The 25,442-nt window shown below is 67.6% G+C and carries 21 protein-coding genes; 8 read left to right on the top strand and 13 right to left on the bottom strand.

Going from position 1 to position 25,442, the window contains the following annotated elements; all coding sequences use genetic code 11:
• Window positions 1–3: 3 nt before the first annotated feature.
• Both queD and HUA75_RS05810 read right to left on the bottom strand, forming a co-directional pair.
• Window positions 4–372, bottom strand: coding sequence for a 6-carboxytetrahydropterin synthase QueD (gene queD / locus HUA75_RS05815; RefSeq protein ID WP_275902352.1), 369 nt, complete (start codon window positions 370–372; stop codon window positions 4–6).
• Between the two features lie 100 nt (window positions 373–472).
• Window positions 473–2,269 carry a serine hydrolase gene (locus HUA75_RS05810; RefSeq protein WP_174485745.1) on the bottom strand — a complete coding sequence of 599 codons (1,797 nt, stop codon included), beginning with the start codon at window positions 2,267–2,269 and terminating at the stop codon, window positions 473–475.
• Between the two features lie 259 nt (window positions 2,270–2,528).
• Between HUA75_RS05810 and HUA75_RS05805 the strand changes: the two genes are divergently transcribed.
• Both HUA75_RS05805 and HUA75_RS05800 read left to right on the top strand, forming a co-directional pair.
• Complete coding sequence (locus HUA75_RS05805; RefSeq protein WP_141644189.1) at window positions 2,529–4,073, top strand: HAMP domain-containing sensor histidine kinase; 1,545 nt, start codon at window positions 2,529–2,531, stop codon at window positions 4,071–4,073.
• Window positions 4,070–5,401: a pitrilysin family protein gene (locus HUA75_RS05800; protein WP_141644188.1), complete on the top strand. Its 1,332-nt coding sequence runs from the start codon at window positions 4,070–4,072 to the stop codon at window positions 5,399–5,401. The genes HUA75_RS05805 and HUA75_RS05800 overlap by 4 nt, the downstream gene beginning before the upstream one ends.
• Here HUA75_RS05800 and HUA75_RS05795 read toward each other — a convergent pair.
• Window positions 5,379–6,635, bottom strand: coding sequence for a lipopolysaccharide assembly protein LapB (locus HUA75_RS05795; protein WP_246137310.1), 1,257 nt, complete (start codon window positions 6,633–6,635; stop codon window positions 5,379–5,381). The genes HUA75_RS05800 and HUA75_RS05795 overlap by 23 nt on opposite strands.
• A gap of 214 nt (window positions 6,636–6,849) precedes the next feature.
• On the opposite strand from HUA75_RS05795, the gene HUA75_RS05790 reads away from it, so the two are divergent.
• On the top strand, window positions 6,850–7,092 hold the full coding sequence (locus HUA75_RS05790; RefSeq protein ID WP_254627366.1) for a hypothetical protein: 243 nt from the start codon (window positions 6,850–6,852) through the stop codon (window positions 7,090–7,092).
• 752 nt (window positions 7,093–7,844) lie between these two features.
• Here the strand turns inward: HUA75_RS05790 and HUA75_RS05785 are convergent.
• The 6 genes from HUA75_RS05785 to HUA75_RS05760 form a co-directional block, all read right to left on the bottom strand.
• On the bottom strand, window positions 7,845–8,087 hold the full coding sequence (locus HUA75_RS05785) for a hypothetical protein (RefSeq protein WP_174485744.1): 243 nt from the start codon (window positions 8,085–8,087) through the stop codon (window positions 7,845–7,847).
• An 86-nt stretch (window positions 8,088–8,173) separates the two neighbouring features.
• On the bottom strand, window positions 8,174–9,304 hold the full coding sequence (locus HUA75_RS05780) for a DUF819 family protein (RefSeq protein WP_174485743.1): 1,131 nt from the start codon (window positions 9,302–9,304) through the stop codon (window positions 8,174–8,176).
• Window positions 9,305–9,430: 126 nt separating this feature from the next.
• The gene (locus HUA75_RS05775) at window positions 9,431–10,747 is read right to left on the bottom strand and encodes an aspartate aminotransferase family protein (RefSeq protein WP_174485742.1); all 1,317 of its coding nucleotides are present in this window, start codon (window positions 10,745–10,747) and stop codon (window positions 9,431–9,433) included.
• A gap of 15 nt (window positions 10,748–10,762) precedes the next feature.
• Entirely contained in the window at window positions 10,763–11,833 is a 1,071-nt protein-coding gene (locus tag HUA75_RS05770) for a TauD/TfdA family dioxygenase (protein WP_174485741.1), read from the bottom strand.
• Window positions 11,834–12,126: 293 nt separating this feature from the next.
• Window positions 12,127–13,443: a BamA/TamA family outer membrane protein gene (locus HUA75_RS05765; RefSeq protein WP_174485740.1), complete on the bottom strand. Its 1,317-nt coding sequence runs from the start codon at window positions 13,441–13,443 to the stop codon at window positions 12,127–12,129.
• A gap of 164 nt (window positions 13,444–13,607) precedes the next feature.
• Complete coding sequence (locus HUA75_RS05760) at window positions 13,608–14,303, bottom strand: SDR family oxidoreductase (protein ID WP_174485739.1); 696 nt, start codon at window positions 14,301–14,303, stop codon at window positions 13,608–13,610.
• Window positions 14,304–14,743: 440 nt separating this feature from the next.
• Between HUA75_RS05760 and HUA75_RS05755 the strand changes: the two genes are divergently transcribed.
• The 5 genes from HUA75_RS05755 to HUA75_RS05735 are packed head-to-tail and all read left to right on the top strand — an operon-like array spanning window position 14,744 to window position 20,432.
• Window positions 14,744–16,507 carry an FAD-dependent oxidoreductase gene (locus HUA75_RS05755; RefSeq protein ID WP_174485738.1) on the top strand — a complete coding sequence of 588 codons (1,764 nt, stop codon included), beginning with the start codon at window positions 14,744–14,746 and terminating at the stop codon, window positions 16,505–16,507.
• 42 nt (window positions 16,508–16,549) lie between these two features.
• Window positions 16,550–17,728 (top strand): FAD-dependent oxidoreductase, encoded by a 1,179-nt coding sequence (locus HUA75_RS05750; protein WP_174485737.1) that lies wholly within the window; start codon window positions 16,550–16,552, stop codon window positions 17,726–17,728.
• A 33-nt stretch (window positions 17,729–17,761) separates the two neighbouring features.
• A complete protein-coding gene (locus HUA75_RS05745; RefSeq protein WP_174485736.1) occupies window positions 17,762–18,295 on the top strand; it encodes an AidA/PixA family protein in 534 nt (177 codons plus the stop codon).
• A gap of 60 nt (window positions 18,296–18,355) precedes the next feature.
• Entirely contained in the window at window positions 18,356–18,889 is a 534-nt protein-coding gene (locus tag HUA75_RS05740; protein WP_141645800.1) for an AidA/PixA family protein, read from the top strand.
• Window positions 18,890–18,920: 31 nt separating this feature from the next.
• The gene (locus HUA75_RS05735) at window positions 18,921–20,432 is read left to right on the top strand and encodes a peroxidase family protein (RefSeq protein ID WP_174485735.1); all 1,512 of its coding nucleotides are present in this window, start codon (window positions 18,921–18,923) and stop codon (window positions 20,430–20,432) included.
• Between the two features lie 167 nt (window positions 20,433–20,599).
• On the opposite strand, the gene HUA75_RS05730 is transcribed toward HUA75_RS05735, so the two are convergent.
• From HUA75_RS05730 to HUA75_RS47675, 4 genes are all read right to left on the bottom strand, one after another.
• Window positions 20,600–20,989: a hypothetical protein gene (locus tag HUA75_RS05730; RefSeq protein WP_174468035.1), complete on the bottom strand. Its 390-nt coding sequence runs from the start codon at window positions 20,987–20,989 to the stop codon at window positions 20,600–20,602.
• A gap of 199 nt (window positions 20,990–21,188) precedes the next feature.
• Complete coding sequence (locus HUA75_RS05725) at window positions 21,189–21,623, bottom strand: DUF779 domain-containing protein (protein WP_141645803.1); 435 nt, start codon at window positions 21,621–21,623, stop codon at window positions 21,189–21,191.
• A complete protein-coding gene (gene adh / locus HUA75_RS05720) occupies window positions 21,623–23,143 on the bottom strand; it encodes an aldehyde dehydrogenase (protein ID WP_141645804.1) in 1,521 nt (506 codons plus the stop codon). The genes HUA75_RS05725 and adh overlap by 1 nt, the downstream gene beginning before the upstream one ends.
• A 247-nt stretch (window positions 23,144–23,390) precedes the next feature.
• Window positions 23,391–25,388, bottom strand: a complete 1,998-nt coding sequence (locus tag HUA75_RS47675) for a sigma-54-dependent Fis family transcriptional regulator (RefSeq protein ID WP_174485734.1) — start codon at window positions 25,386–25,388, stop codon at window positions 23,391–23,393.
• Window positions 25,389–25,442 lie beyond the last annotated feature (54 nt).

The following is a 25,442-nucleotide window of genomic DNA, read 5'->3' as shown; positions in this document are numbered from 1 at the left end:
GCGTTAGCCTTCGGCCGGATAGACGGTGCACTGCGAGGTGCACGTCTCCGACACGCGCAGCTTCACCACGCGCGCGGTGGCGAAGCTCAGCCGCTCGAACACCCACGCGGCCAGCAGCTCGCTGGTGGGGTTCTCCAGGCCGGGCACGTCGTTGAGCAGCCGGTGGTCCAGCAGCGCGTGCAGCGGCTGCCACGCGGCGTTGAGCTCCGCGAAGTCGACAATCCAGCCGAAGTGCGGGTCCACCGGCCCCCGCACGGTGATTTCAATGCGGTAGCTGTGCCCGTGGACGCGCGAGCACTTGTGGCCAGGGGGGACGTTGGGAAGGCGGTGCGCGGCCTCGAAGGTGAACTCCTTCGAGATCTCGGTCACCAGCGAGGCTTTCTTCGTCGAGACGGGCTCCATTGGACCGGCCTTCTACCCACGTTTGTGTCCGGGCGTCGAGCCAAGACACGGCCCGGGCTCCCACCCCCGCCTACCGACGCACCGCCGCGAGGATGTAGCGGGGCAGCAGCTCCTCCCGGAAGGTCTTCCAGAGGTTGAACTGGCCGTAGTTGCCGCCGGTGAACATCACCGTCAGCTCCAGCTCGGGGATGACCATGACGTACTGCCCGCCGTTGCCTCCTGCTTCATATTCCGCGTAGACGCGCTCGCCCACGCGCAGTTCGTGACGCCACCACGCGTACCCGTAGGGCCGGTCCGGGCTCATCACGGAGTGGCGGGTGATGGAGCGCTCGACCCAGCGCTTGCTGACCACGCGCCTGCCGTTCCACACGCCGCCCGCCAGGTAGAGCTGCCCCAGCTTCAGCGCGTCACGGGGACGCGCGTAGAGGCCGCCGCCCAGGTACGCCTCTCCATCCGGCATCAGGTTCATCGCGTAGCGGCGGAACTGGAGGGGCTCGGCCACGGTGCGCGCGAAGTGCTCGGGCAGCCACGTGCCCGTCGCGTTGCGCACCATGCCGCCCACCAGGTTCATCCCCGCCGAGCAGTACACCGCCTGCGGCTCTCCGGGCGCCCGGCCCAAGGGCAGGTCGAGCGTGTACGTGTACCAGTCCCCCTCCTGCTCCTGGAGGGCGTTCTCGTTGCCGGGGGACTCGTCGTTGTTCTCGTCGCAGTCCAGTCCCGACGTCATCGTCATCAGGTGCTCCAGCGTGAGCTGGGCCTTGCGCGGATCCGCGGGCGCGGCGCTCTTGTACGAGGGGAACAGCGAGTAGACGGGCGTCTCGGGTGAAAGCTTCGCACCCTGCTCCATCGCCGTGCCCACCAGCACCGGGGCCAGCGTCTTGGACGCGGAGCGCAGGTCATGCAGGCGCTCCTTGTCGAAGCCGTGGAAGTACTCCTCGACGACGAGCTTGCCCTTGCGAGCGATGAGCACGCCCTGGATGAGCGGCCCCGCCGACGGGCCCGGCTCGGTGTCCAGGATGCGCTGCATCAGCGCGCGGATGGGGGCGGGGTCCATGCCCACGTCGGAGAGCGACGCCGTCGCCCAGCCATCCTGCTCCGCGACAGGTCGCCGGTAGGTGTAGGGCCCGGACGCGGGCGTGCGCGGATAGAGGCCCACGGCCTGGTCGCGCTCCTTCTTCGTGAAGTTGATGGGGCCCAGGAAGAGGATGGGCACCGTCAGCCGACCGAAGCGCGGGTCGAAGGTGCCCTCGAACGTCGTCGGACCGCGCGGGTCCACCAGCTTCACCGCGTTGCCCTGCATGGAGACGTTGAACGCGAACTGCTTGCCGAAGCCCTTCTCCGGGTCTCTCAGGTACGCGGCGATGGTGCCGTCAGGCCGCGCGTACACGACGAGGTACAGCGTGAAGCGGTCCGCCCACGGCGTCACGTGGCCCCGCCACACGCCCTTCTGGAGCACGCGCAGCTCCACGGGCGTGGCGTACTGAACGCCGCCCACCACGACGCGCGGCTGCACCCAGTGGCCCCGGATGAGCTTGCCGTCGATGCCCACCACACCCCGGAACGTCCCCAGCCCTCCCGGCATCGTCACCGTCAGCGCGTTCTTCTCCAGGCGCCCCGGTGCCTCGTACCCGGCGATGCGCGCGCGCCACGTGTCCCCTTCTCGGAACACCGTCAGCTCACCCTGGAGCTCGGGCCCGAAGACGGGCTCTCCGGCCCAGATGCCCAGGAGTTTCGTCGCGGCGTCAGCGGGGGCCTCGACCTTCGCGGGCTCGACGGAGGCCTTCGCGGGCTCCGCGCCCAGGACGTGGGAGGGCAACGCGAGCAGCGCAAGCAGGGCGCCCAGCGGGGCACGGGCCGAGGGGGACATGGCGTGATTCCTTGGTGGACGAGCGAGGGGGTTCACCACCCGTACTCCTACGCGGGAGCCTCCACGCCGATTGCAATCCACTTGCACGAATGTCCCCGGGCGGGACGCGGTCCCCCGGGCTATCCTCTGGGGCCATGAGTCAGGAGGCCAGGACGGCCGGTCGCCCCGCCGGGGGGCTGGCGGGAGGACAGCGCTGCTTGCACCCCGGGCGCGGGCCGCGTAGCGATGGTGCTCCGGCCGCTGCACGGTCCTTGCGCGCATGAAGCTCTCCCTCGCCACCCGCATCTTCCTGGGCTACGCGGTGGTGCTCGTCACCTTCGGCCTGGTGTCCCTCTTCAGCGTCGCGGAGCTGCACCGCAACCGGCTCGAAATCCGGCTGCTGAGCCAGGGCTATCTCCAGCTCTCCCAGGACGCGGCGGAGATGGAGATGAACCACGCCAACCAGCAGCGGCACACCGCGCGCATGCTGGAGGAGGACAGCGCGGAGATACGGCGCGCCATCATCCGCCTGGCCCGCGTCTACGTGCCCACGGCCTTCATCTCCCAGCGGCTGGCCACCACGCGCGAGCGGGCCACCCAGCTTCGGGACATGGCCCCGGCGAGCGAGGTGCCCTTCATCGAGGAGTTGGAGGCGCGCCTCCTCGAGCTGGACTCGCGCTACCGCGAATATGGCCGCGCCGCGGAGAGCGTGTTCGACGCGTTCTCCACGCAGGCGCCGGACAAGGCCCAGGTGGACCGCGCCACCGCCGACGTGCTCACCATGGAGGACGCCATCGGCCGTGAGCTGCGACTGCTCCGGCTGTCCCTGTCCAACCGCATCCGCGAGCGCGTGGACGGCGCGGAGGAGCGCGAGCGCCAGACGGGCCTCGCCATCATCAGCCTCTCCGTCGCGGCCATCCTCCTGGGTCTGGGCGCCACCGCGTGGTCGGCGCGCACGCTGCGCCCGGTGCGCACGCTCATCGAGGGCGTGTCCCGCATCGGCAAGGGTGACTACAGCGCGCAATTGGGCGTGCGCGGCCACGACGAGGTGGCGGTGCTCGCGCGAGCGTTCGACCAGATGGCCCGCTCGCTCCAGGCCCGCGAGGCGCAAATCAAGGCGCAGGCGGAGGCGCTGATGCGCGCCGAGCAGCTCGCCGCCGTGGGCCGCATCTCCGCGCAGATTGTTCACGAGGTGCGCAATCCCCTGTCGTCCATCGGACTCAACGTGGAGCTGCTCGGGGACGCGGTGGAGCGCGCGACGTTCCCCGCGCCCGACGAGGCCAACGAGGTGAAGGATTTGCTCTCCGCCGTCACCCGCGAGGTGGACCGGCTGGCGGACGTCACCGAGCACTACCTGCGCATGGCGCGGCCCCAGCGGCCGGACCTGGACCCGCGCGACGTGACGGCGGTGCTGGACGGCGTGCTGGACTTCTCCCGCGAGGAGCTGATGCGCGCGGGCGTGGAGGTGGTGCGCGAGTTCTCCCCGACGACGCCCCCCGTGCTCGCCGACGAGGGGCAGTTGCGCCAGGTCTTCCTCAATCTCCTGCGCAACAGCCGCGAGGCGATGCCCTACGGAGGGCAGCTCACCATCGCCACCCGCCCCCTGGAGCAGGACGTGGAGGTGACGGTGCGGGATACAGGTCAGGGGATGACGGAGGAGGTGCGCCGTCACCTCTTCGAGCCGTTCTTCACCACCAAGGAGGGGGGCACGGGGCTGGGGCTCGCGGTGAGTCAGCAGATCCTCCAGGCCCACGGGGGCTCGCTCTCCTGCCAGAGTATTCCCGGCCAGGGCACGGCCTTCGTGTTAAGGCTTCCACGCGCATGAGCTTCACATCGTATCGGGACGTGCTGCCCTCCGGGCTGCGCGTCGTCACCGTCGAGACGCCCCACCTCCACACCGCCCTGCTCGCCATCTACGTCCGCACGGGCAGCCGCCACGAGACGCTCGCCAACAACGGCGTCAGCCACTACCTGGAGCACCTGTTCTTCCGGGGCAGTGCGGGCTGGCCGGACACGGTGAAGATGAACGCCGCCGTGGAGGAAGTGGGCGGCAACCTCAACGGCGTCACCACCCGGGACCACGGGTACTACTACACGCCGCTGCACCCCGCGCACATGCGCGTGGGCATGGACATCCTCGGGGACATGCTCACCCGTCCGCGTCTCACGGACATGGAAGTGGAGCGGCAGATCATCCTGGAGGAGATGCTGGACGAGGTGGACGAGAAGGGGCGCGACATCGACCTGGACAACCTGTCCAAGCGCCTGCTCTTCCCCGACCACCCGCTGGCCCTGAAAATCGCGGGCACGCGCGAGTCCGTCTCCGCGCTCGCGCACAACCAGGTGCTGGAGCACTTCGCGCAGCACTACGTCACCGGCAACCTGGTCGTCACGGCCGCGGGCCGCGTGCGCCGCGAGGAGGTGCTGGAGTTGACCGAGCGCGCCTTCGCGCACCTGCCGCGAGGCCCGGCCAGCACGGAGGCGCCCCCGCCGACGGCCGCGCCCGGTCCCCGCCTGCACTTCGTCTCTCACGACGAGTCGCAGACGGAGTTCCGCCTCAACTTCCGCACCGTGCCCGAGCAGCACGACGACTACGCCGCGCTGCAAATCATCCGGCGCGTGCTGGATGACGGCCTGTCCTCCCGGCTGCCCTTCGAAATCGTGGAGAAGCGCGGACTGGCGTACTCCGTCCACGCGTCGCTGGACGGCTACCACGACTCGGGCCTGTTCGAGATTGAGGCAGCCAGCGCGCCGGAGAAGGCCGCGCAGGTGGTGGCCGAGTCGTTCCGCGTGCTGGGCGCGCTGTGCGACGAGGAGATTGGCGAGGAGGAGCTGGCTCGGGCCAAGCGCCGCCACCGCATGCTGCTGGAGTTCTCCCAGGACTCCCCGGGGGAGCTGGCCGGGTGGTTCGGCGGCACGGAGCTGTTCCGCGCTCCGGAGACCTTCGAGCACCGGGCGGACCTGGTGGACTCACAGTCCGCCGCGCGCGTGCGTGAAGTCGCGCGGCGCTACTTCCACCGGGACAACCTCATCGCCGTCGCGGTGGGTCAGCGCAAGGGGCTCAAGGCCCTGGAGCGCGTGGTGGCGGAGGCGCCGGGACTGCCCGGAGCGCCCGCCGCGCCGTTGCTGGTCAGCGGCGCCCGCCACGGATGATGACGGGGCCGGTGGACTTCTTCTTCGGCTTGGGAGCGACGGCCAGGAGGGCCTTCTTCACCTCCTGGTACTCCACGTTGTCGGGCTCGCGCGTGAGAGCCTCGTCGATGAGCTTCATGCCCCGAGCCATCTGCGTCTGGAGCTGAGCGGAGAGCTTCGCCAGGGCGACCTTCTCCTCCTGGGAGGCCTCGCCCAGCGCCAGCAGGCGCTCCAGGGACGAGTACGCGTCCACCTTGCGCTCCGACTGGAGGAACAGGCGCCACAGCCGGGTGTGCACGGGCGCGAAGCGGGGCTCGGCGCTGAGGGCGAAGCGGTAGCTCTCCTCGGCGCCCTTCAAATCCTTGGCTTCCTCCTGGGCACGGCCGCGCACATAGAGGGCGCGGGCGAGGCGGGGTCGGAACTGGAGGGCACGGTCCACCAGGGCGAGTGAATCCGCGCGGCGGCCCTGGGCGAGCACCGTCTCCGCCATCCAGGCGAGGGCCTCGGCGTTCTGGGGTTCGGCGTCGACCAGGGGCTTGAGGGCGGCCTCGGCGTCCGTCGCGCGGCCCTGGGCCAGCAGGGCGCGGGCGCGCAGCATGACGACGTCGCCGCGGTTGGCGTCCTTGCCTTCGACGGCCTGGAGGTCGGCTTCGGCCATCTGCGGCACGCCGCTGACGAGAAAGTAGCGGGCCCGCAGGAGGCGCGCGGTGGTGTGCGCGGGGTTCTGCTGGAGCAGCTTGTCCATGAGGTTGGCGGCGAGCAGCTCGTCGCCCTTCATGAGGAGGACTTCCGCCTCCATGGCCTTGGCCTCCGGGTCGTCCGGGCTGTCGCGCAGGACGCTCTCCAGCGTGGCGAAGGAGGCTTCAATCTGACCTTCGCGGGCCTGGAGCCGGGCCAGGCCGAGCACGTCCGACTCCGTGAGCAGGCCGGAGTCGCGCAGGGTGGAGAGGATGGTGAGGGCCTCCTGGGTGTTGCCGTTGCCCAGGTACAGCTCGGAGAGCTGCTTCTGGATGGAAGGGTCCGTGCCGGGGATGAGGGCCTCGGCCTGCTTGAGGGACATGATGGCCGCGCCCATGTTGTTGTTCATGAGGTGGGCATCGGCCATCAGCAGATAGGGCTCCGCGCTGTCGGGGGCGGCGGTGGCGGCCTTCTTGAGGGCCACGAGGGCGGGGCCGGGCTGCCCGTTGGCGAGCTGGGCGCGGGCTTCCCCCAGGGCGGCTTGGGCCTGTTGGGCACGGTTCTGGACTGCGGCCACCTCCGGTTCCTTGCAAGCAAGCGGGAGGAGGAGCGCCAGGGTCCAGGGAAGGGTTCGAATTCGCCAGGGCATCGCTGAGCGGGAGGGTACCGGATGTTATCCTCCCTCGTCGATGGACCCATTCGTTCGGCGCCTCGTGGAGAGGCTCCATGACCCCAGCAAGCCACTGTCGCGTAATCGGCACTTCCACACCTTCGACACCCCCGAGGGGCGGATGGCGCTGAAGGTGTTCCGACGCCTGCGCAGCCTCCAAAAGGACATCCTCGCCTGTCGGGCGGAGGGCCGGCGGGCCCGCATCTTCCGGCGCGTCAACGCGGCGGGGGACCACCGCATCGAGCTGACGATGGAGCGCATCTCCGGCAAGCGGGTCTCCGTGCTCCAGTCGGCGGAGCTGGAGCTGCTCTCCGCGCTCCCGGGAGTCCGGGAGGCGTTGGAGATTCGGGAAGAGGCGGCCTGACGGGGTGGCACCGCCCCCCTGGACTCCAGCCCACCCTCACCAACCAGCCCGCCTCCGCGACCGAGTGTGCGCCGGCCTGGCCCGGGTGAAGGCCACGGGCCGCACCCGCACCCGCAGCAGCACGGAAACGGCTATCACGAGAAACGAGCCCGTCCAGTCTCGTCATCCACAATGACAACCACAGGCCCATCAACCAACGCACCGTCAGCGTCCGTCACATCGAAGACGACGGCCCACTCTCCAGGATTTAAAGCACGCTTCCAAACCTCCGCCAGGGTGAACCTGAATGATTTCGTGTCATGCGCGGCGACAAAAGCCTCTGCGCTTCGCCGAACTTCAGCCTCGGTCATCGGACTCCCCCGACATCCAAGATGTAGTTGATCGCATGCTGCTGCTGGTCCCAGTTCAGCGAGGTCCACGACCTCGTGCTGCCTTTCCAATCATAGGTGCAGTATCTGGATGTGGAGGAGCCTCGGAAGCGTGCTTCCGGTTCACTCATGGGGCGAGCGTGGGCTCTCCGGTCATGTCCTTCGAGCGCGGTGAGTGTCAAGGTACAGGAAGAAGAGCCCCTTCACCGGGCCGCGCAAGTACGTAGTGTCCCACGTCCCCACGCGATTGGGTGTGCACGCGACGTGTTCAGCCTTCGGGCGCGAGCTGGGAGCGCGCAAGGCCGCGGTGGGCCGACCCAGCCTGGAGATGGACGTGCAGTACCTTCGAGCCCATGGGGTGAAGGCAGCAAGTACGAAGCGACCTTAGGACGCCCAACAGGTTCGATCGGGCAGTTCGCCTTTTCGCCAATGGCTTCGAACCTTGTGCGCAGCTCGCTCGAACAAGCCCTTGGATTTTGAATCCGCCGGATGCGCCGAGAGCAGATCAACTTGACCAGTGGCCTTGCTCATGACGAGCCGTCCCTCGGCAGTTTCATCAAGGCCGAACGCGTACTCCGCCGTTTCGGCATTTTCCGAAATCTTCCGAATGGAGATGTATACGGCCATGCGCTCACCCCAAACCTGAGAAGAGACAGGACGAACAGGTAGCATGGAGCACTCTTGAAGTTGGAGAACGGGGGCTTCTCTTTGAGTCAAGGCCGCAGGAGCCAGGACAGGGCGAGCCCCAGGTACGTCCCCAGCGCGAAGCCCATCAGCCCCGTGGTGATGCCAGAGACCATCAGCTCGCGGTTACGCAGCGCTCGGGCCACGGGGGCGATGAAGGCCGGGCCGAAGATGGTGGCCGTGGAGGTAATCAGCACCGTGTCGGCATCGATGCGGAACAGCGCCGCCAGACCGAAATGCAGGACGATGGCCAACACCATCACGCTGGCGCAGAAGACGAAGACAGACAGTCCCGCGCTCCCCAATTGACTCGCATCCGCCAACGTCCCCACCGCTACGCAGAAGACGAGCAGTGCGTAGTCCCCCAGCGCGTAGCTCCCAGGAAGGGAGCGGACGGCCGGGATGAAGGACGCCGCCAGCGACAGCGTGGTGATGAGCAGCAGCACCACCGTCGCCTCCAGTCGACCCGCGAGCCCCAGGCTCACTCCTGCGGACACGCCGCAGATGGCGACGGCCAGCAGCAGCGACAGAGCCAGACCTCGTGCGAACCGCCAGGAGAAGCCCTCCTGTCGCGTCTCCTCTTCCGCGGTTGAACCATCCCAGCCCGTCGGATTCGGGAACGGAGGAAGGAAGGCCAGCGCGATGCGCTGTGCCACCGTCATCAGCACGAGCAGGTAGGCCGCTCCCGCGACAATGTCCGCCGTGTTGAGGAGCACGAAGGTCTCCTCGCGCACCTGGAGCGCCACGCCCACGGCGTTCATGTTGGCGGTACCGCCGACGTACACACCCACCAACATGCCGGCCATCTTCCACCACTCGTCCATCCGCCCCGAGAAGGCGAGTCCCACCACCGTGGCACTCACGAGGGCGGACACACAGGCGAGGGCGAAAGACAGCAACGTCGTGCGGGCCAGCCTCGTCCAGCGCGGCACATCCGTGGAGAACAACAGGAGGGGAATCGCCAGCGGCACCGCCGCCTCGCTCACCGAGAGGCTCACGCCCGTATGGAGCGACAACCCCGGTGCGTTCCCCAGGAGGATGCCCGCCGCGTAACACATCACCACGGGCCCTACCCATGCCACAGGCTTGAAGACTCGTGTCCCCAGCAGCACGAGCCCGGGAAGCCCCACTACGACAAGGACCTGGACGAGCGCGCTCATCGGAGGGCACCCACGAGCCCGAACCAGGATGAGACCAGCGTGCGACGATGAATGAGCGCGCTCATCGGAGAGACCCCACGAGCCCGAACCAGGATGAGGGCACCGCGCGAATCTGGATGAGGGCGCTCATCCGTAGATGGAGTCCATGAACTGGCGGATGAAGTCCGCAGCCTCGCGCCGGTCTGGGATTGCGCCCAGCATGCCGTACATGGCGGCGCTTCCCTCGGGCGCAGGCTCTCCGCGCTCCAGACTCGCGGAACACTCTCTCAAGTCCGCAAGGAACGGCTCCACCACCTTTTCGTGCGCGGGCGTCACCATCAGGTGCAGCGCTGGCGGCCCCATCTGCCGGTCCAACTTCCACCCTCGCGCCTCCATCGCATCCCCCAACGCATACACATCCAACGTGTCAGACGCGAAGGCAAAGACACTCAGCCGCGGCTCGCCCACCAGTTTCAAGCCTGGAATGGCCGTGATGCCCTCGCGCAATGCCCTCGCCGTATCGAGCACCGTCCCAGCGAGCCGCAGATATCCCTCCTCCCCCAGATACTTCAGGACTGCCCAGGCCGCCGCGATGGCGCCTCCCGGCCGGGTCCCCGCCATCGACGGCGACGCATAGATGCCGCCACACCAGTCCGCGTACGTGAAGAACTGATACCGACGCAGCTCCGGCGTGCGGTACAGCACGAGCGACGCCCCCTTCGCCGCATAACCATACTTGTGCAGGTCCGCCGACAGGCTCGTGACGCCAGGCACCGCGAAGTCGAACTCGGGCACGTCGTGCCCCAACTTCCGCGCGAACGGCAGCAGGAAGCCCCCAAGACACGCATCCACGTGAAAGAGAACACCGTGCTCCCGTGCGAGCGCCGCCAGTTCGGCAATCGGGTCCACCAGTCCGTGCGGATAGGCCGGCGCGGAGCCGACCACGAGCACCGTGTTCGCCGTCAACGCGGCCCGAGTCGCCGCCACGTCCGCGCGAAAGTCCGGCCCCAGTGGCACATTGACGGGCTTCACGCCAAAGTAGTGCGCGGCCTTCTGAAAGGCCGGATGCACGGACGCGGGCAGCACCATCTCCGGCGCCATGATTCCCCGCTCCTCCCGAGCGAAATCCCGGGCCGTCTTCACCGCCATCAGGATGGACTCCGTTCCTCCCGATGTCAGCGTCCCCGCGGCGGTGTCTCCGTGAAACAACTCCGCGCCCGTGGCCACCACCTCTGACTCGAAACGCGCGAGGCTGGGGAACGCCAACGGACTGAGGCCATTCTCGGACATGAACTCCGTGTAGGCGTCCGCGAGCAGCCGGCGGATGTCATCCCCCGCGTGGTAGACGAGACTCCACGTCTTCCCTTCCTTCCAGCGCGCATCATCGGCGCGCAGCTCGCGCATCTGGTCGAGGACTTCCTGGTGACTCACTCCGTGGGGGGCCAGTCGAGGCGAAGCGGGCATGGTGTTCTCCGGGGTTCAACGCGCATCGAAGTACACACCGCGAACCCAGCGGGCACCCGTGAACGAGGTGCGAGCGTGAAGCATTCGCCAGTTGTCATAGAGGAGGAAGTCACCCGCCCCGAGTCGGAAGCGGAACTGGTGGCGCTCGTCCCTGACCAGGGTCGCGAAGCGGTTGTAGGCGCGGTACCACGCCTCCATCCGGGCGAACGGCACCCGGTGCGGCGCGAGCGTGAAGTAGCTGTACCGGATGCGAAAGCCCTCAGGCGCATCGAAGTCGAGCACGGGTGACACCAGCACCCGCTCGAACGCCGCCTGCTTGCGATGGAACGTCACCGGCACCGTGCGCAGAAGCTCGAAGGCAGCGGCGTCCTGGTCCGCCAGGTAGCGTGCCGCCGCGAGCCCATCCACGACACTGTTCCCCCCACCCGTCTCGGCGGGCCGCTGGCAATGCAGGAGCTGGTAGCGCGGCGGTCGGTCCAGGAAGGGTTGGTCCGTGTGCAACTGCACCGCGCTGTCCGTATAGCCAAGCTGGTCCGTGTTCCGATTCGTCGTGTTGTCGGTGCGCAAATCCTCGATGCGGCCGAAGTGCGTCTCGATGACAGAGAGCCCGGCACCACCGAAGAGGTCGATGAGCGCCTCCGTGTCCGCCTCGAAGCCCCGCACGATGACCGCCCCGGACTCCTGGAGTCGCTTCAAGGCGAACGGCACGAGCGGCTCGCGCACCTGGGAAGCCTCCACCGTGAGCAACACACTGTCCGAGGGCGGCCGAGGCACGGCGACACGCTCTGCCGCATAGGCATTCGCAAGCAACCAGTCCGCCGCGTACCGACTCACCTGCCCATCGGCACGGTCCCCCCAGTCGATATCGAGGCCAGAGGCATCCTCCGAGACCCGCACCCCGCGAGGCCGCAGCTCCAGCGGCAGCTCCGAGGAACAGACGATGCGCTCGCGCGTGAGCGGATGACGGTCCAGCTCCGAGTTGTGCCGCAACCAGAACCAGTGGAAGTCCGCGTGCCGGGGAACACCGTCTCCAGCGAAGTAGACACGCAGGAAATCGTCATGCGGCGCGAAGCGGGTGATGGGCATGCGCAAGACTCCGGCGGAGGGACGCGAGGCCACGCACGCGCGACGAGTTCAGGGCCTCATCGCAGGGGCGCGGAACACCACCGGAGCAACGAGTCCGAGGCCCAAGGCCCGGGACTCAGCGGAAACGAACCGGTGGAACGAAGGACGCTCGAAGCAGCTCGACTAACAACACGCGCCGCGGCAACAGCAGCCGGTGGCGGTCGTCAGGAAGCTCGCGTTCAAGAGCATCATCGTGGCGTCACGCTAGCTGGCACCCTCCGCGGGCGTCAATGCCACCGGATGACATCGGCCACTCAAAACATGTGGTTGAAGTCGAGATAGAAGGCGGACGTGCCATCCCGAGGACTCACGCCGTAGTCCGCTCGGACGATGAAGGTGTTGTCCCAGGCCACTCGCAGGCCCCCACCTCCCGCGTACCGGAACAACCCCTTGTCCCGAAAGCGAAGGTCCGTCCACACCTGTCCCGCATCGAAGAAGGCCACCAGCGTGAACTCCAACGGCTGCTCCCACGGCCGCACGTCGAGGAAGCGCCAGCGCAGCTCGCCGTTGCCCACCGTCTTCACCTCGCCCTGCAGGCGGTTCTTCAGCAGCCCTCGCGCGGTGAACAGGCCGCCCACGCCGCCCCAGCCATCACGCCACTCCACTCCGCCAAAGCCGCTGAGCAGGAAGAAGGGCACATCCCCTCCAAGCACGTCGGCCATCAGGCGCAACGCGGCCACCAATCGCTCATGTCCCAGGGGGTGGTAGAAACGCAGGTTCGCCGTGGAGCCCCAGTAGCTGAACGAGCTGCCCGTCGCCCCCACCGCGCCGCGTGCCGCCAGCTCGTGGAACATGCCGCGCACGGGCGCGGGCTCGTTGTCACGCGAGTCCCACAAAAGCCCCGCCGTCACCTCCGCTGTCCGGAACGTCCCCTCCCCTCCTCCAGCCTCCAGCCCCGTCAACAGCCCCGCCCGAGCATCCTCCTCGAGCCGAGAGTCCCGCGACTGCCCCAGGTCCTTCGCGCTGTAGCGCGAGCGAATCCGCGTCAGGCGGAAGCGATAGCCCACGGACACCTGCAGCGGCCCTCTCAGGGTGCGCCGCGCGTTGAACACGACGCTCGGCAGCGTGCGCTGCTCGAAGCTGTAGTAGCGCAGGCCCCGGAATGAGGGATTGCCCGCGCACACATCCCGCGCGTCCTCCAGTTGCTCCCGGTCATCACACCGGGCGAAGTCCGGCTCGTATCCGGCGGCGGCGCCCTGGCCGAAGTAGGGCGAGAACCGCTCGTTGATGAAGCTCAGGTCCAACCCCAACCGCCAGTCCGAGTCGAAGAAGCGCGGCGAATCCATCATCAGCCGATGGGTGGCCACACCCCGCGTCGTCTGGAAGAACTGCGCGATGAGGGAGTGTCGATAAGGCCGGTACGTGCCATCTCCCGCATCCACCAGCAGGAGCCTCGCGCCGTAGCCGAACCCCTCGTCGCTGTTGAAGTTGAGCAGCGGCAGTCCCTGGACGCGCCACCCCGTGCGCGGCGGTGGCACCAGCGCTTCAACGGGAGGCTCGTCTGCCCAGGCCGAAGTCGCCCCCATCAGGACGACCATCACCACGCTCCACACCAGGCGACACTGCGGCATGCGAAGTCTCCAGGCTCACGTTCGAGCCTGGAGACACCATAGCCTTCCCCGCACAGCGCATGACACTTCGCCCCGCGCGTGGGCCCGCTCTCACTCCATCGGTCTGGACACGGCGCGCGCGGTGGAGGGCTCGGAGAAAGCTCCGCAGCTCGCCACCAGCTCGCTCACGAGCGCTGGAGGTAGACGCCCGCGGACAACCCCTGCTTGACGTTGCGGCTCACCTCATCGGCGAGCACCTCGTCCTGGCCCGCCTCGAGCGCATCCAGCGTCAGGCGCACCACCTCGGCGGTGCTCGTCTTCGGCGCCGTGACTTTCTCCGCCATGTCGGTGTCCATGTAGCCGACGTGCAGGGCCATCACCTGCGTCTTCTGGGCGCCCAGCTCCTTGCGCAGACCGTTGGTCAGCGCCCAGGCAGCGGCCTTCGAGGCGCTGTAGCTGGCCGAGCCCGGGAAGGCCATCCAGCTGAGCACCGAGAGCACATTGATGATGGCGCCCCCGCCGTTCTTCGCCAGCACCGGCGCGAACGCGCTGCTCGTCGCCAGGGGACCCAGGTAGTTCGTCTCCAGTTCAGCGCGCGCGGCGGACAGCGTGTCCGTCCCCAAGAGGCTCGTGCCCTTCAGGATGCCCGCGTTGTTGATGAGCAGCGTCACGTCACCTGCCTCGCGGACCAGCGACTCCAACTGCTCGGGGCGGGTGACGTCCAGGCGGACCGGCACCACGCCTGAAATCGTCACACTCGAGGGCTCACGAGCCGCCGCGTACACCTTGCGAGCCCCCCGCTCCAACAAGGCCTTCGCGAAGGCGAGCCCCAACCCGCGATTGGCACCAGTGACCAGGGCGACAGCATCCTTGACCTGCATGACTCGACTCCGGCGTGACGAGGCGGACGGAAAGCTCCGGGCGGCCCCATTGAGGAACGTCAAATGGACGGACAGGCGGGCTCCCGAGAGCCCCTGTCCACCATATGATGACTATAATATGACGAAATTCGAGCTTCATCGAAAAGCGACATAGGTGAAGGACCGGCCCGTCCGGTCGCCGCTCCCCCAGTCGCTCCCCCGCCGACGCCGCCACGGTCCGCGGGCGCTGACGCGTCCGCCCGAAGCCTGACACGTCAGCGATTCCCCAGCGACGACGCCCCGGGACCTCCCAAATCCATTCGCCTGACGCGTCAAGGCCACATCCCCGGCCTCGCATGTCCTTGAAGACAGACACCCAGGACCGGAAAGGACCTTGGTGCACCAATTGCAGCGAATCGGGCCGACGCAAGGCGAATCCCCTCTCCCCCCATGAGGCAGACATGTCGCGAGTCAACCCACCAGCGATGGACACCGGAATGGACGATGGGCTCCAGCTCGACGTGGCCATCATCGGCGCCGGAGTCTCCGGCCTCTATGCGGGCTGGAGACTGCTCGTGGGAGACCTGGCCCCCGAGGGCACCCGCCCCGAGACGGTCCACATCTTCGAGCTGAGCGAGCGCCTGGGTGGACGCATCGAATCCGTCTTCCTCCCTGGCATCTCCCTGGCAGCGGAGATTGGCGGCATGCGCTATCTGCAATCGCATGAGATTGTGAACTCGCTCATCACGAAGGTCTTCGAGCAGGAGGTGACGCCTATCGACTTCCCCCTCGGTGACGACGGCAATCACTACCGCTATCTGCGCGGGCAGCGCTTCAAGGCCAACGAATGGGAGAACGCCCAGGCCGACCGCCGCACGTACAAGACGCGCTACTTCCTACCCGACGCGGTGGTGGGCTTCACCTCGGACCAGCTCTTCAACAAAATCATCTACGACGTGCTCATGGCGGACCCGTGGTTCCGGGAGCGCTATCCGGGCAAGGCCACCTTCACCGCGCCCTATGACTATGCCTTCACCCTGACGGCCCGCGAATGGGATGACGTCAAACCCAACCTGACCTATCACCAATCGGGTCCATACGACGGCCTGAAGGTCAACGACCTGGGCTTCTGGAACCTCATCAAGGACCAGGTGGGCCAGGAGGCCTACGAGTTCCTGTCCGTGGCCGGCGGGTACTACTCCAACACCATCAACTGGAACGCCGCGGAGGCCTTCCCCTACCTCGTGGGAGACTTCTCCAACGCGGAGGTGAAGTACCAGACGCTGGCGGGCGGCTATGACCAGGTCGGCAATGTCCTCGCACAGCGCTTCCTGGCGCAGGACCCCGGCGGCAAGCGCGCCCATCTCTGGGGACAGAATGGCCTGCGGCGAATCGACCCGGCGCCGGGCGGCAGCCCTTACAAGTACATCCTCACCGTGGCCAATGCACAGAGCGGCAAGAGCTGGACGGTGTACGCCAAGGCCGTCGTCCTCGCCATGCCCCGCCGCGCCCTGGAGCTGCTGGAGGTAGACCGCTTCTTCGCCACCCCGGAGGTGAGCGAGCAGGTCCGGAAGAACCTCGACTCGGTCATCTCCGAGCCGTCGTTCAAGCTCCTGATGGGCTTCGAGTCTCCCTGGTGGCACGCGGAGTTCAACGCCCTGGCGGGCGAGTCCATCACCGACCTGCCGATGCGACAGTGCTACTACTTCGGCACCGACCCCTCGAACAGCCACTCCATCCTGCTGGCCAGCTACAACGACATGCGGACCACCCCCTTCTGGTCCGCGCTGATGGCCTCTCCCCAGCGGAACCTGAAGCGTTTCAAGCCCCGGGCCACGCGACTGGCGTCCCCGGAGTCCCTGGCCCAGGTGGAGTCTCTCCAGGCCCCGGCGGTGATGGTCCAGGAGGCCGTCCACCAGCTCCGGGAGCTGCACGGCCCGGAGAACCCCGTCCCTGACCCGTATGTCTCCTACTTCCGTAACTGGACGGAGGACCCCTACGGCGGCGGCTACCATGCGTGGCAGGCCGGGGTGAGCGTGCGCGAGGTGATGCCGTTCATGCGCCGCCCGGACCCCGCGGAGCGCCTGCACATCTGCGGCGAGGCGTACTCGGACCAGCAGGGCTGGGTGGAAGGCGCCTTCTGCGAGGCGGAGAAGATGCTCCAGGCGCACTTCGGGCTCGCGTGGCCCTCCTGGCTGGACAGCCAATATTACCTCGGCTGGTAAAGCCAGACACCTTCGTCCCTCCAGAACGAAAGCAACGCAAACATGGACTCCTATGACGTGGTGGTCGTGGGCGCGGGCGCCATTGGCCTGTCCGCCGCCTACTGGTGCTCGAAGGCCGGCAAGAAGGTCCTCCTGTTGGACCAGTTCGACTTCGACAACGACTTCTTCTCCTCCAAGGGAGAGTCCCGCTTCTTCCGGGTGATGTACTCCAATCCGCACCTGTCCCTGCTGGCGCAGTCCGCCTATCCGCTCTGGCGGGAGCTGGAGGACGACAGCGGCCTGGACGGCATCCTCAACGACACGTCCCTGCTGTTCTTCGGCCCGCCCAGCGGGGTGAACACACCCGAGGGTGACCTCAAGGACTCCCAGGCCGTCCTCGAGGAGCAGGGCCTGCCCTTCACCCGCCTCACCGCGGCGGACTTCCCGGAGCGCTACCCCGCGCTCAAGGGGCTGAGTGACGACGTCGTCGGACTGGTGCAGCCCCAGGCGGGCGTCATCGCGGCGGACCGGGCCCTTCAGGCCCTCGCCCAGCTCTGTCGCAAGCAGGGCGTCACCATGATTCCCCGCCGGACGGTCAGCCGCATCCAGGACGCGCCGGGACAGGTCACCGTCACCACCGCGCAAGGGGACTACACCGGCAAGAAGCTCATCCTGGTGCCGTCCGCCTGGACGAACCCGGTGCTCGACAGCCTGAACCTCCAGTTGGAGCTGGAGATCTGGACCATGACGTATGCCTACTTCACAGTGGCCCAATCCCAGTACAACTACCCGCTCTGGTTCTACTTTGGCGCGCCCCAGTTCCCTGGCGATGACCAGACGACCTACTACGGTCTGCCCCCGCTCCTGACGCCCGGGCGCCTCAAGGTGGGCACGGACTTCACCTTCCAGAAGTCCCCGCTGCCGCCCACCTCGCCGCCCCAGGCGGACCCTCGGATGGTGGAACTGCTCAACAACTTCATGCGCGCGCACTTCCAGGGCCTTCAATCCCTGGCACAGGACGCCGTCGGCTGCCTCTACACGATGACCCCCGATTTGAACTTCGTCCTGGATGCCCTGCCCGGCCATCCGGACATCCTCCTGTTCACCGGTGACACGGGGCAGGCGTTCAAGTTCACCCCGCTGCTCGGGAAGATTCTCGCCGAGCTCGCGCTGACGGGCGTCACCCAGTTCAACATCCAGCCCTTCTCCATCCAGCGCCCCGGAATCCTGCGGCCCCGCTGAGCCCTCTCACCCCGTCTCAATCAGGAGTGGTCCATGCCGGATACTGAAAAGACAGCCAACGTCCTCGTCGTCGTGGATGCGGAGAGCATCTACCAGGCCTACCAGGGGAAGTTCAGCACGGACTCCAACAGGCCCGTGTCCCTGGGCGAGAGCACGCCCTACATCTACATGTTCGTCCGTCAGGACGAGGTGCTCTCCGGACAGGCCACGGATGACCTGGTCATCACCCTCAACACCAACAACAACATCCGCTGGCGCATCACCTCGCTGACGGGGAACACGCGCTTCAGCGTCGCGCTCAGCCAGTGCAACATCCTCCGGGGCGTGGGGCTCATCACCCAGCCCGGCCTCATCGAGCCCACGGTGACGGTGCCCCTCCCGTCGGTGAATGGCTTCCAGGTGACCATCAACCAGACGCAGACCTATACGGACGCCTATTTCCAGGCGACGGCGGTGAACCCCTCGCCGCCCAATGTCTCGTACCAGTTCTCGTTCGTCCTGGCGAACAACGACGGGAACATCCTGAGCTACTTCTCGTGGGATCCGCAGATCTCCATCACCTCATGACGTCACCGGCGGGCTCGCCGACGGTGTCTGACTTCTTCTTCCGAAAGGATTGGATGCGATATGGGACAGGATAACGGCTTCATCGACGTGCTCACCGTGGTGGACGTGGACAAGGTCATCGGCAAGTACGGCCCCAACGCGTCGCTCGACAACCCCGGGGTGGCCATCGCGGACTGTGTGTACATGCTCGTCCGGCGGGACTCGGCCGTGGGGGCGGAGGCGATATCCGAGCTGACGGTCGCCGCGAAGACCAACGACAACCTCCGGTGGCGGCTGGCGTCGCTGACGCTCAACACGCGCTACAGCGCCCTGCTCTACAAGATGAATGTCTCCGGAAACGCGCAGTGCATCACCCAGCCCCAGCCCCTGGTGTCCCACATCAAGGTGCCAGTCCCCGAGGTGTCGGGCGGGCAGAGCAGCGGCTTCAACGTGCAGCCCTACGTGGACTTCTTCTTCCAGTCCACCGCGATGCTGCCCACCGCCACGCTCCCCGGCGGGCGGGTGACCTACCAGCTCTATCTCCAGGTGACGGACAACCAGGGCAACAAGGTGGGCACCTACTCGTGGGACCCGTACATCACCATCACGTCATAGGCCGCGCTTCCCATTCACGAGGAGACCCATCATGAGTGACAAGAACCGGCCCTCGGGCCACACCGCGCTGCCTGGGAGCGGCTGTCCGTTCCACCGGGGTGCGGGAAACGCGATGCTGTCCAAGACGCCCTCCGGAAACCTGGTGCGCCCCCACGGCGGCGTGGGCACGACCGTCTCCAGCAAGTCCGCGCAGTCGCTGAGCGGAGACAACGGCCCCGTCGTCTCCGACTTCTTCCGCATGTTCCCGGACCTGGGCCCCTCCCTCTTCAACGTGGAGGACCTCCGGGCGCTCACCCTGCCTGGAGGCCCCATGGATGTGGCCAACCAGGGCCCGGGCCTCCCCCAGGACAACCCCACCATCCCCGCGGGCTACACGTTCCTGGGCCAGTTCCTGGACCATGACCTGACGTTCGACGTCTATTCGAACATCAATGGCCGGGACACCCAACCCAACCAGACGCGGGATGCCATCACCCCCACCCTGGACCTGGGCAACATCTATGGCCGGGGGCCCGTGCAGGACGCCTTCCTCTTCGACCAGAAGGACGGCGCCACGCTGCTGTTCGGCCGGCCCGACAATCCGGACGGCGACGTGCTCCGCAACTCACAGGGCACGGCCATCATCGGAGACCCGCGCAATGACGACAACATGTTCGTCGACCAGCTCCACCTGGCCGTCATCAAGTTCCACAATCAGGTGGTCAAGGACCTGTCGAGCCAGTTCTCCGGAGGGGCGCTCTTCACCGAGGCGTCGCAGCGCGTGCGCTGGCATTACCAGTGGATTGTCTACCACGACTTCGTGCGCCGCTTCGTCGGGGATGAGCTGTATGGGAAGCTGATGAGTCAGGGCCCGCAGTACTTCCCGCCCAACCTCCAGGCGATTCCCATCGAGTTCTCCGCGGCCGCCTACCGCATGGGCCACGCGACGATTCGCGAGTTCTACCAGGTCAATGACAACTACAAGGGCGCGCAGATTTTCGACCTGCACCAGCCCGGGACGTTCCTGAGCCCGGAGAAGCGCGTGGACTGGAAGTACTTCTTCAACACCGACTCCCGCGTCACGCCCCAGGGCGCCAAGCTGTTCGACACGCTGGTGGCGTCGGAGCTGCTTCAGCTGCCCCAGGCGCTCATCCCCGGCTTCGACAATCCCCAGTATCAGGGCAAGCCGGATCCGCTCTACCTGTCGCTGCCGGGCCGCAACCTGCTGCGCCAGAATGAGTTCACCCTGCCGGCGGGACAGACGGTCGCCAAGGCGCTGGGGACGACCCAGTACTCCAATTCCCAGTTGGGCTTGCCGACGAACTGGGGGAGCACGCTGGCGCCGCTCTGGTACTACATCCTCAAGGAGGCGAAGCTCGCCAACCAGGGCCGCTTCCTCGGGCCCGTGGGCGGTCGCATCGTGGGCGAGACGTTCTTCAGCGTGCTCATCAACGACCCCCAGTCCTTCCTGCACAACAAGGGCTGGAAGCCCACCTACGGCACGGGCGGCGACTTCACCATCGTGGACCTGCTGCGCATCGCGGACGCGTACAAGTCCTCCTGAGGTTCCCCCGGGCACGACTGTCTCCGGGCCCTGTATCGGGCCCGGAGACGCTCGCGCACCTCGGGGCTACTTGCCCCAGCGGAGCAGCTTCGTGCGGGCCGTCTCGGAGAGCCCCCTCGCGGAGGCTCCCCCAAGCACGACCTCAAAGAGCGCGCTTTTGCCGCGACTCAGTGCGTCTCGACGTAGATCTGATCGAGCGTCGGGCTGAGGCCCTGGTTCTGGACATACAGGCGCGCGCCGGGCCAGGCGCAGTTCAGGCTCGTGGGATAGACCTGATTCGGAGCCAGCAGGATGGAGATGTTGTTGGCGCCGCAGTACGCGTTGAACCGCGTGGAGCGGGTGCTGGACATGTTCCGCACATAGAACGGCGTCGTGCCGAACAGCCAGGTCGAGAAGTCACGCGTCTGACCGCCAGCGATGAACGCGCTCTCCACGGCCTGCGTCGCCTCGCCCATCTCCGGGTTCTGAGCGGCCTCTTCCGGCGTGTATTCCCCGCCGCACCCAACGGCCATCAGAGACACCACTCCCACAACTCCAAACGTATTGAACAGCTTCATGACTTCCCCCTCATTTCGAGTTGCCCCTGTGTTGGGGCCCGCACTCTGTATAAGTACTCTCACGCAGTGTAAATGGTGTATTCATGACACCGCATGGGTCTGATTTGAGGGGATGATTGTCATTGGCCGCGCCGTAACATGAAGAGTTACGGTCGGGTGGCGGGCGACCCGGGCCCGACTTCGAGCCCGGGGCCCTTGCTCACTCCGGTGGTCCCCGCCTCGGCGGTGGCTGGGTTTTCATGCGCTCGTATTCCTCATCCGTGAAGACACGGCTGCGCGTGAGGAAGCGCACGCCCAGGGGCGACTCCAGGCTGAAGCCCGCGCCCCTTCCAGGCACCACGTCCAGCGTCAGGTGCGTGTGCTGCCAGACCTCGAACTGCGCGCCGCCGATGTAGACGGGGCAGCCCTCGACGTCGCCCAGGAAGACATCCCGCTGACCGACACGGAACTCCCCCGCCGGATAACACATGGGAGCGCTGCCATCGCAGCAGCCGCCGGATTGGTGGAACATCAGCGGACCATTCGCGGCACGCAGGGAGCGGATGACGGCGGCGGCCTCGGGCGTCACCGCCACCCGGGCCACCTCCTGCTCCGTCTGCCCACCCGCGCCGGGCCCGGCACGGGTGTCACTCATCAGAAGAACCCCATCGCCTTCGGGCTGTAGCTGACGAGCAGGTTCTTCGTCTGCTGGTAGTGGTCCAGCATCTTCCGGTGCGTCTCGCGGCCGATGCCCGACTGCTTGTAGCCGCCGAACGCCGCATGCGCCGGGTACAGGTGGTAGCAGTTGGTCCACACGCGGCCCGCCTCGATGGTGCGGCCCGCGCGGTACGCGGTGTTCGTGTCACGCGTCCACACGCCGGCGCCCAGGCCATACAGCGTGTCGTTGGCGATGCGCATCGCGTCGTCGAAGTCCTTGAACGTGGTGACGCTCACCACCGGTCCGAAGATCTCCTCCTGGAACACGCGCATCTTGTTGTGGCCCTGGAACACCGTAGGCGCCACGTAGTAGCCGCCCTTGAGGTCGCCCGGCAGGCTCACGCGCTCGCCGCCCATGAGGACCTTGGCGCCCTCCTTCTTGCCGATGTCGATGTAGCCGAGAATCTTCTCGAGCTGATCATTCGACGCCTGCGCGCCCAGCTTCGTCTCCGTGTCCAGCGGGTTGCCCGGGCTGACCTTCTTCACGCGCTCCAGCGCCCGCTCGATGAACTGGCCGTAGATGCCCTCGCCCACCAGCGCGCGCGACGGACACGTGCAGACCTCACCCTGGTTCAGCGCGAACATGGAGAAGCCCTCCATCGCCTTGTCCAGGAAGTCGTCGTCGTGCGCCATGACGTCGTCGAAGAAGATGTTCGGGCTCTTGCCGCCCAATTCCAGCGTCACCGGGATGAGGTTCTCACTCGCGTACTGGAGGATGAGCCGGCCCGTCGTCGTCTCACCGGTGAAGGCGATCTTCGCCACGCGAGGGCTGCTCGCCAGCGGCTTGCCCGCCTCGACTCCAAAGCCGTTGACGATGTTGAGGACACCTTCGGGCAGCAGGTCCTGGATGAGTTCGGCCAGGACGAGGATGCTGGCGGGCGTCTGCTCCGCGGGCTTGAGCACCACGCAGTTGCCCGCCGCCAGCGCCGGCGCCACCTTCCACACCGCCATCAGGATGGGGAAGTTCCACGGGATGATCTGCCCCACCACGCCCAGGGGCTCGTGGAAGTGATACGCGACGGTGTCGTGGTCCAACTCGCCCACCGTGCCTTCCTGCGCGCGGATGCAGCCGGCGAAATAGCGGAAGTGGTCGATGGCCAGCGGCAGGTCCGCCGCGAGCGTCTCGCGGACCGGCTTGCCGTTGTCCCAGGCCTCCGCCACCGCGAGCATCTCCAGATTCTGCTCCATGCGGTCGGCGATCTTCAGCAGGATGTTCGAGCGCGCGGTGGGTGACGTGCGGCCCCACGAGACGCGCGCCGCGTGCGCCGCATCCAGCGCCAGGTCGATGTCCTCCGCGGTGGAGCGAGGAATCTCGCAGAAGACCTGCCCCGTCACGGGCGAGATGTTCTCGAAGTACTGCCCGCGCTTCGGCTCGACCCAGCGACCGCCGATGAAGTTCTGATAGCGGGCCTTGAACTTCACCTTCGAGCCAGGCTGATTGGGGGCGGCGTAGATCATGAACGCTCTCCTTGCGGGTGGGGCTGCGGGTGGAAGCCGTGGCCCCCAGAGCAGCGCGCATGCCACGCCCCGCACCACCGACGTCGCGGCGCGTCGTGTCCCGCGATGCGACACCTCTGTCCGCTCCGCGTGGAGCACCTCGCGACAGTGTCGCGCGCGGGTGTGCCACCGCACGGATGGAATGTTCCGATGAGGACGCGCCACCGTCCCCTCGCGGGCCCACGGCGCGCCTACGGGAAAGCTCGCATCACGAGCGCGGAGGGAGCACCAACCCGAAGCGCTCCACCATCCGGTACAGCGTGCTGCGAGCAATCCCCAGCAGCCGCGCCGCGCGGGCCACGTTCCCACCACTGCGAGACAGCGCGTCGAGAATCGCGTGGGCCTCCAGCTCCCTGAGGCCCGGGGAGGCCACGGGCTCGACGGGTGGCGAGGACACCGGTGGCACGTGCGCGGGTGCTCGCCCCAGCTCGGGCGGAAGCGCGACCGCGTTCACCACGGGCTCTCCTCCTGCTCGGACCAGGGCCATGCGGAGCACCGTCTTCAGCTCCCGCACGTTGCCCGGCCAGGCGTGCGCCCGCAGGCGAGCCAGCGCCTCGGCGGACAGCGTGCTCGCGGGATGGCCTCCTTCGGCGGACAGCCCACTCAACAACGACCGGGCCAGCTCCGGCAGGTCCACCCGCTCTCGCAGCGGCGGCAAGCGAAGGACCGCGCCTTGGAGGCGATAGTAGAGGTCGCTCCGGAAGGTGCCCGCGCTCACGGCCGCTTCGAGGTCCCGACACGTGGCGCCGATGAGTCGGAAGCGCGAGTGCCGCACGCGCGACTCGCCGACACGCGAGTACCCGCCATCCTCCAGCACACGCAACAGCATCACCTGCAGCGCCGCGGGCATCTCAGCGAGTTCATCGAGGAAGAGCGTGCCTCCGTCCGCCGCCGCCAGCTTTCCTTCGGCCCCACCCGCGCGAGCCCCCGTGAAGGCTCCCGGCGCATGACCGAACAGCTCGCTCTCCAGCAACGCGGCGGAGAGAGCGCCACAGTTGACGGCGACAAAGGGTCCGGAGGCCACCGCGCTCGCGGCATGCACCGCGCGCGCGAGCAACTCCTTGCCCGTACCCGTCTCCGAGAGCAGCAACACCGGCAGCGTCGTGGGAGCGAAGCGCGCGGCCTCTCGCAGCGTCGCGCGGTGCTCGGGGTCACTCCCCTTCAGCGCGGCCCAGGCCCCTCCATCGGGTCCGCTCTCGGCCACCTCGGGCGGCATCCGCGCCGTGACGCGCGTCGCACGAGGCTCCAGCCGCACCAGCACCGCGAGCGCCGAGTCCCCCTCCCCCACCGCTTCCGCGTGGACCCGCCACGTCGCACCCGAGGCCTGATGACACGCCTCCAGCGCGTGGCCTCTCAACGCCGCTTCCTTCAACGCCCGCCAGGACAAGCCGAGCATCCGAGTCGGCGACACGTCCCCCGGGGATGACTCCAGGCCGAGCAGCGAGCGCGCCGCGCCATTGAGACGCCGCACGCGACCCGGCGGCTCGACGAGCAGCACCGGGCCGTCCTCGCGCGACAGGTGGGCATCCACTCCCCCTCGCGCGGCCGCCGCCACACGCGCCCACGCCACCTCGCGCAGTCGCGCCTCCGCCGAGTGGGCGATGCTCGCCACCGCCACCAGCACCAGCGGGTCCGCGCCACTCGCGGGCCCGGTGACGTCCAACACGCCGACGACTTCGCCGAACGGGTCTCTCACGGGCGCGGCGTAACAGACCAGCCCATGGTGCCGCTGCGCATAGTGCGCGGGCCCCACCACCGCCACGGCCGAGGACTCCACCAGCGCGGTGCCAATCGCATTGGTGCCTCGCGACACCTCGTCCCAACAGGCCCCGGCCACCAGTCGCACGTAGTCGGCGTGGTCCCTGAAGTCGCCCCCCGAGCTGCGCGTCGCGAGGATGACGCCCTCCCGGTCCGCCAGCAGCGCCACCCGCCCTGACGGCATGGGCGCGGCGGCGAGCACGTCCAGGATGTCACGAACCTCGTGCCACACCGGCTCCAGGCGGGCTCGCCGCTCGATGAGCGCGACGCCGGCGACACTGGGCCCCTCGTCGGGCAGGCCCGTGCTCGGAGCGCCAAGCGCGCGTGAGCGTTGCCAGCGGGAGAGTATCGGCGGTGCCTCTGGAACCGAGGCCACGTCCTCGTCGAGCGCGCCGACGAGAAACTGCTCCCACAGGTGCGCGGAGGCGCTGAGCGTGAGCGTTCCCATGGGACTGATTATTCAGCCAGTCCCCACGCTGACGGCAACCCACGGCCTTCCCGA

This window comes from Myxococcus sp. CA040A (assembly GCF_013336725.1).
GTDB classification, from domain to species: domain Bacteria; phylum Myxococcota; class Myxococcia; order Myxococcales; family Myxococcaceae; genus Myxococcus; species Myxococcus llanfairpwllgwyngyllgogerychwyrndrobwllllantysiliogogogochensis.
The sequence above is the reverse complement of the archived record's forward strand: the minus strand, read 5'-3'. Positions and strand labels throughout refer to the sequence as shown.

What these genes read in the sequence shown, in the direction of transcription:
- HUA75_RS05725 (WP_141645803.1), bottom strand. Translation starts at nt 21,623, where the DNA reads ATGAGTGACACCCGTGCCGGGCCCGGCGCGGGTGGGCAGACGGAGCAG.
- HUA75_RS05785 (WP_174485744.1), bottom strand. Translation starts at nt 8,087, where the DNA reads ATGGCCGTATACATCTCCATTCGGAAGATTTCGGAAAATGCCGAAACG.
- HUA75_RS47675 (WP_174485734.1), bottom strand. Translation starts at nt 25,388, where the DNA reads ATGGGAACGCTCACGCTCAGCGCCTCCGCGCACCTGTGGGAGCAGTTT.
- HUA75_RS05780 (WP_174485743.1), bottom strand. Translation starts at nt 9,304, where the DNA reads ATGAGCGCGCTCGTCCAGGTCCTTGTCGTAGTGGGGCTTCCCGGGCTC.
- adh (WP_141645804.1), bottom strand. Translation starts at nt 23,143, where the DNA reads ATGATCTACGCCGCCCCCAATCAGCCTGGCTCGAAGGTGAAGTTCAAG.
- HUA75_RS05730 (WP_174468035.1), bottom strand. Translation starts at nt 20,989, where the DNA reads ATGAAGCTGTTCAATACGTTTGGAGTTGTGGGAGTGGTGTCTCTGATG.
- HUA75_RS05755 (WP_174485738.1), top strand. Translation starts at nt 14,744, where the DNA reads ATGTCGCGAGTCAACCCACCAGCGATGGACACCGGAATGGACGATGGG.
- HUA75_RS05790 (WP_254627366.1), top strand. Translation starts at nt 6,850, where the DNA reads ATGGCGCTGAAGGTGTTCCGACGCCTGCGCAGCCTCCAAAAGGACATC.
- HUA75_RS05805 (WP_141644189.1), top strand. Translation starts at nt 2,529, where the DNA reads ATGAAGCTCTCCCTCGCCACCCGCATCTTCCTGGGCTACGCGGTGGTG.
- HUA75_RS05775 (WP_174485742.1), bottom strand. Translation starts at nt 10,747, where the DNA reads ATGCCCGCTTCGCCTCGACTGGCCCCCCACGGAGTGAGTCACCAGGAA.
- HUA75_RS05800 (WP_141644188.1), top strand. Translation starts at nt 4,070, where the DNA reads ATGAGCTTCACATCGTATCGGGACGTGCTGCCCTCCGGGCTGCGCGTC.
- HUA75_RS05760 (WP_174485739.1), bottom strand. Translation starts at nt 14,303, where the DNA reads ATGCAGGTCAAGGATGCTGTCGCCCTGGTCACTGGTGCCAATCGCGGG.
- HUA75_RS05810 (WP_174485745.1), bottom strand. Translation starts at nt 2,269, where the DNA reads ATGTCCCCCTCGGCCCGTGCCCCGCTGGGCGCCCTGCTTGCGCTGCTC.
- HUA75_RS05765 (WP_174485740.1), bottom strand. Translation starts at nt 13,443, where the DNA reads ATGCCGCAGTGTCGCCTGGTGTGGAGCGTGGTGATGGTCGTCCTGATG.
- HUA75_RS05745 (WP_174485736.1), top strand. Translation starts at nt 17,762, where the DNA reads ATGCCGGATACTGAAAAGACAGCCAACGTCCTCGTCGTCGTGGATGCG.
- HUA75_RS05740 (WP_141645800.1), top strand. Translation starts at nt 18,356, where the DNA reads ATGGGACAGGATAACGGCTTCATCGACGTGCTCACCGTGGTGGACGTG.
- HUA75_RS05735 (WP_174485735.1), top strand. Translation starts at nt 18,921, where the DNA reads ATGAGTGACAAGAACCGGCCCTCGGGCCACACCGCGCTGCCTGGGAGC.
- HUA75_RS05750 (WP_174485737.1), top strand. Translation starts at nt 16,550, where the DNA reads ATGGACTCCTATGACGTGGTGGTCGTGGGCGCGGGCGCCATTGGCCTG.
- HUA75_RS05770 (WP_174485741.1), bottom strand. Translation starts at nt 11,833, where the DNA reads ATGCCCATCACCCGCTTCGCGCCGCATGACGATTTCCTGCGTGTCTAC.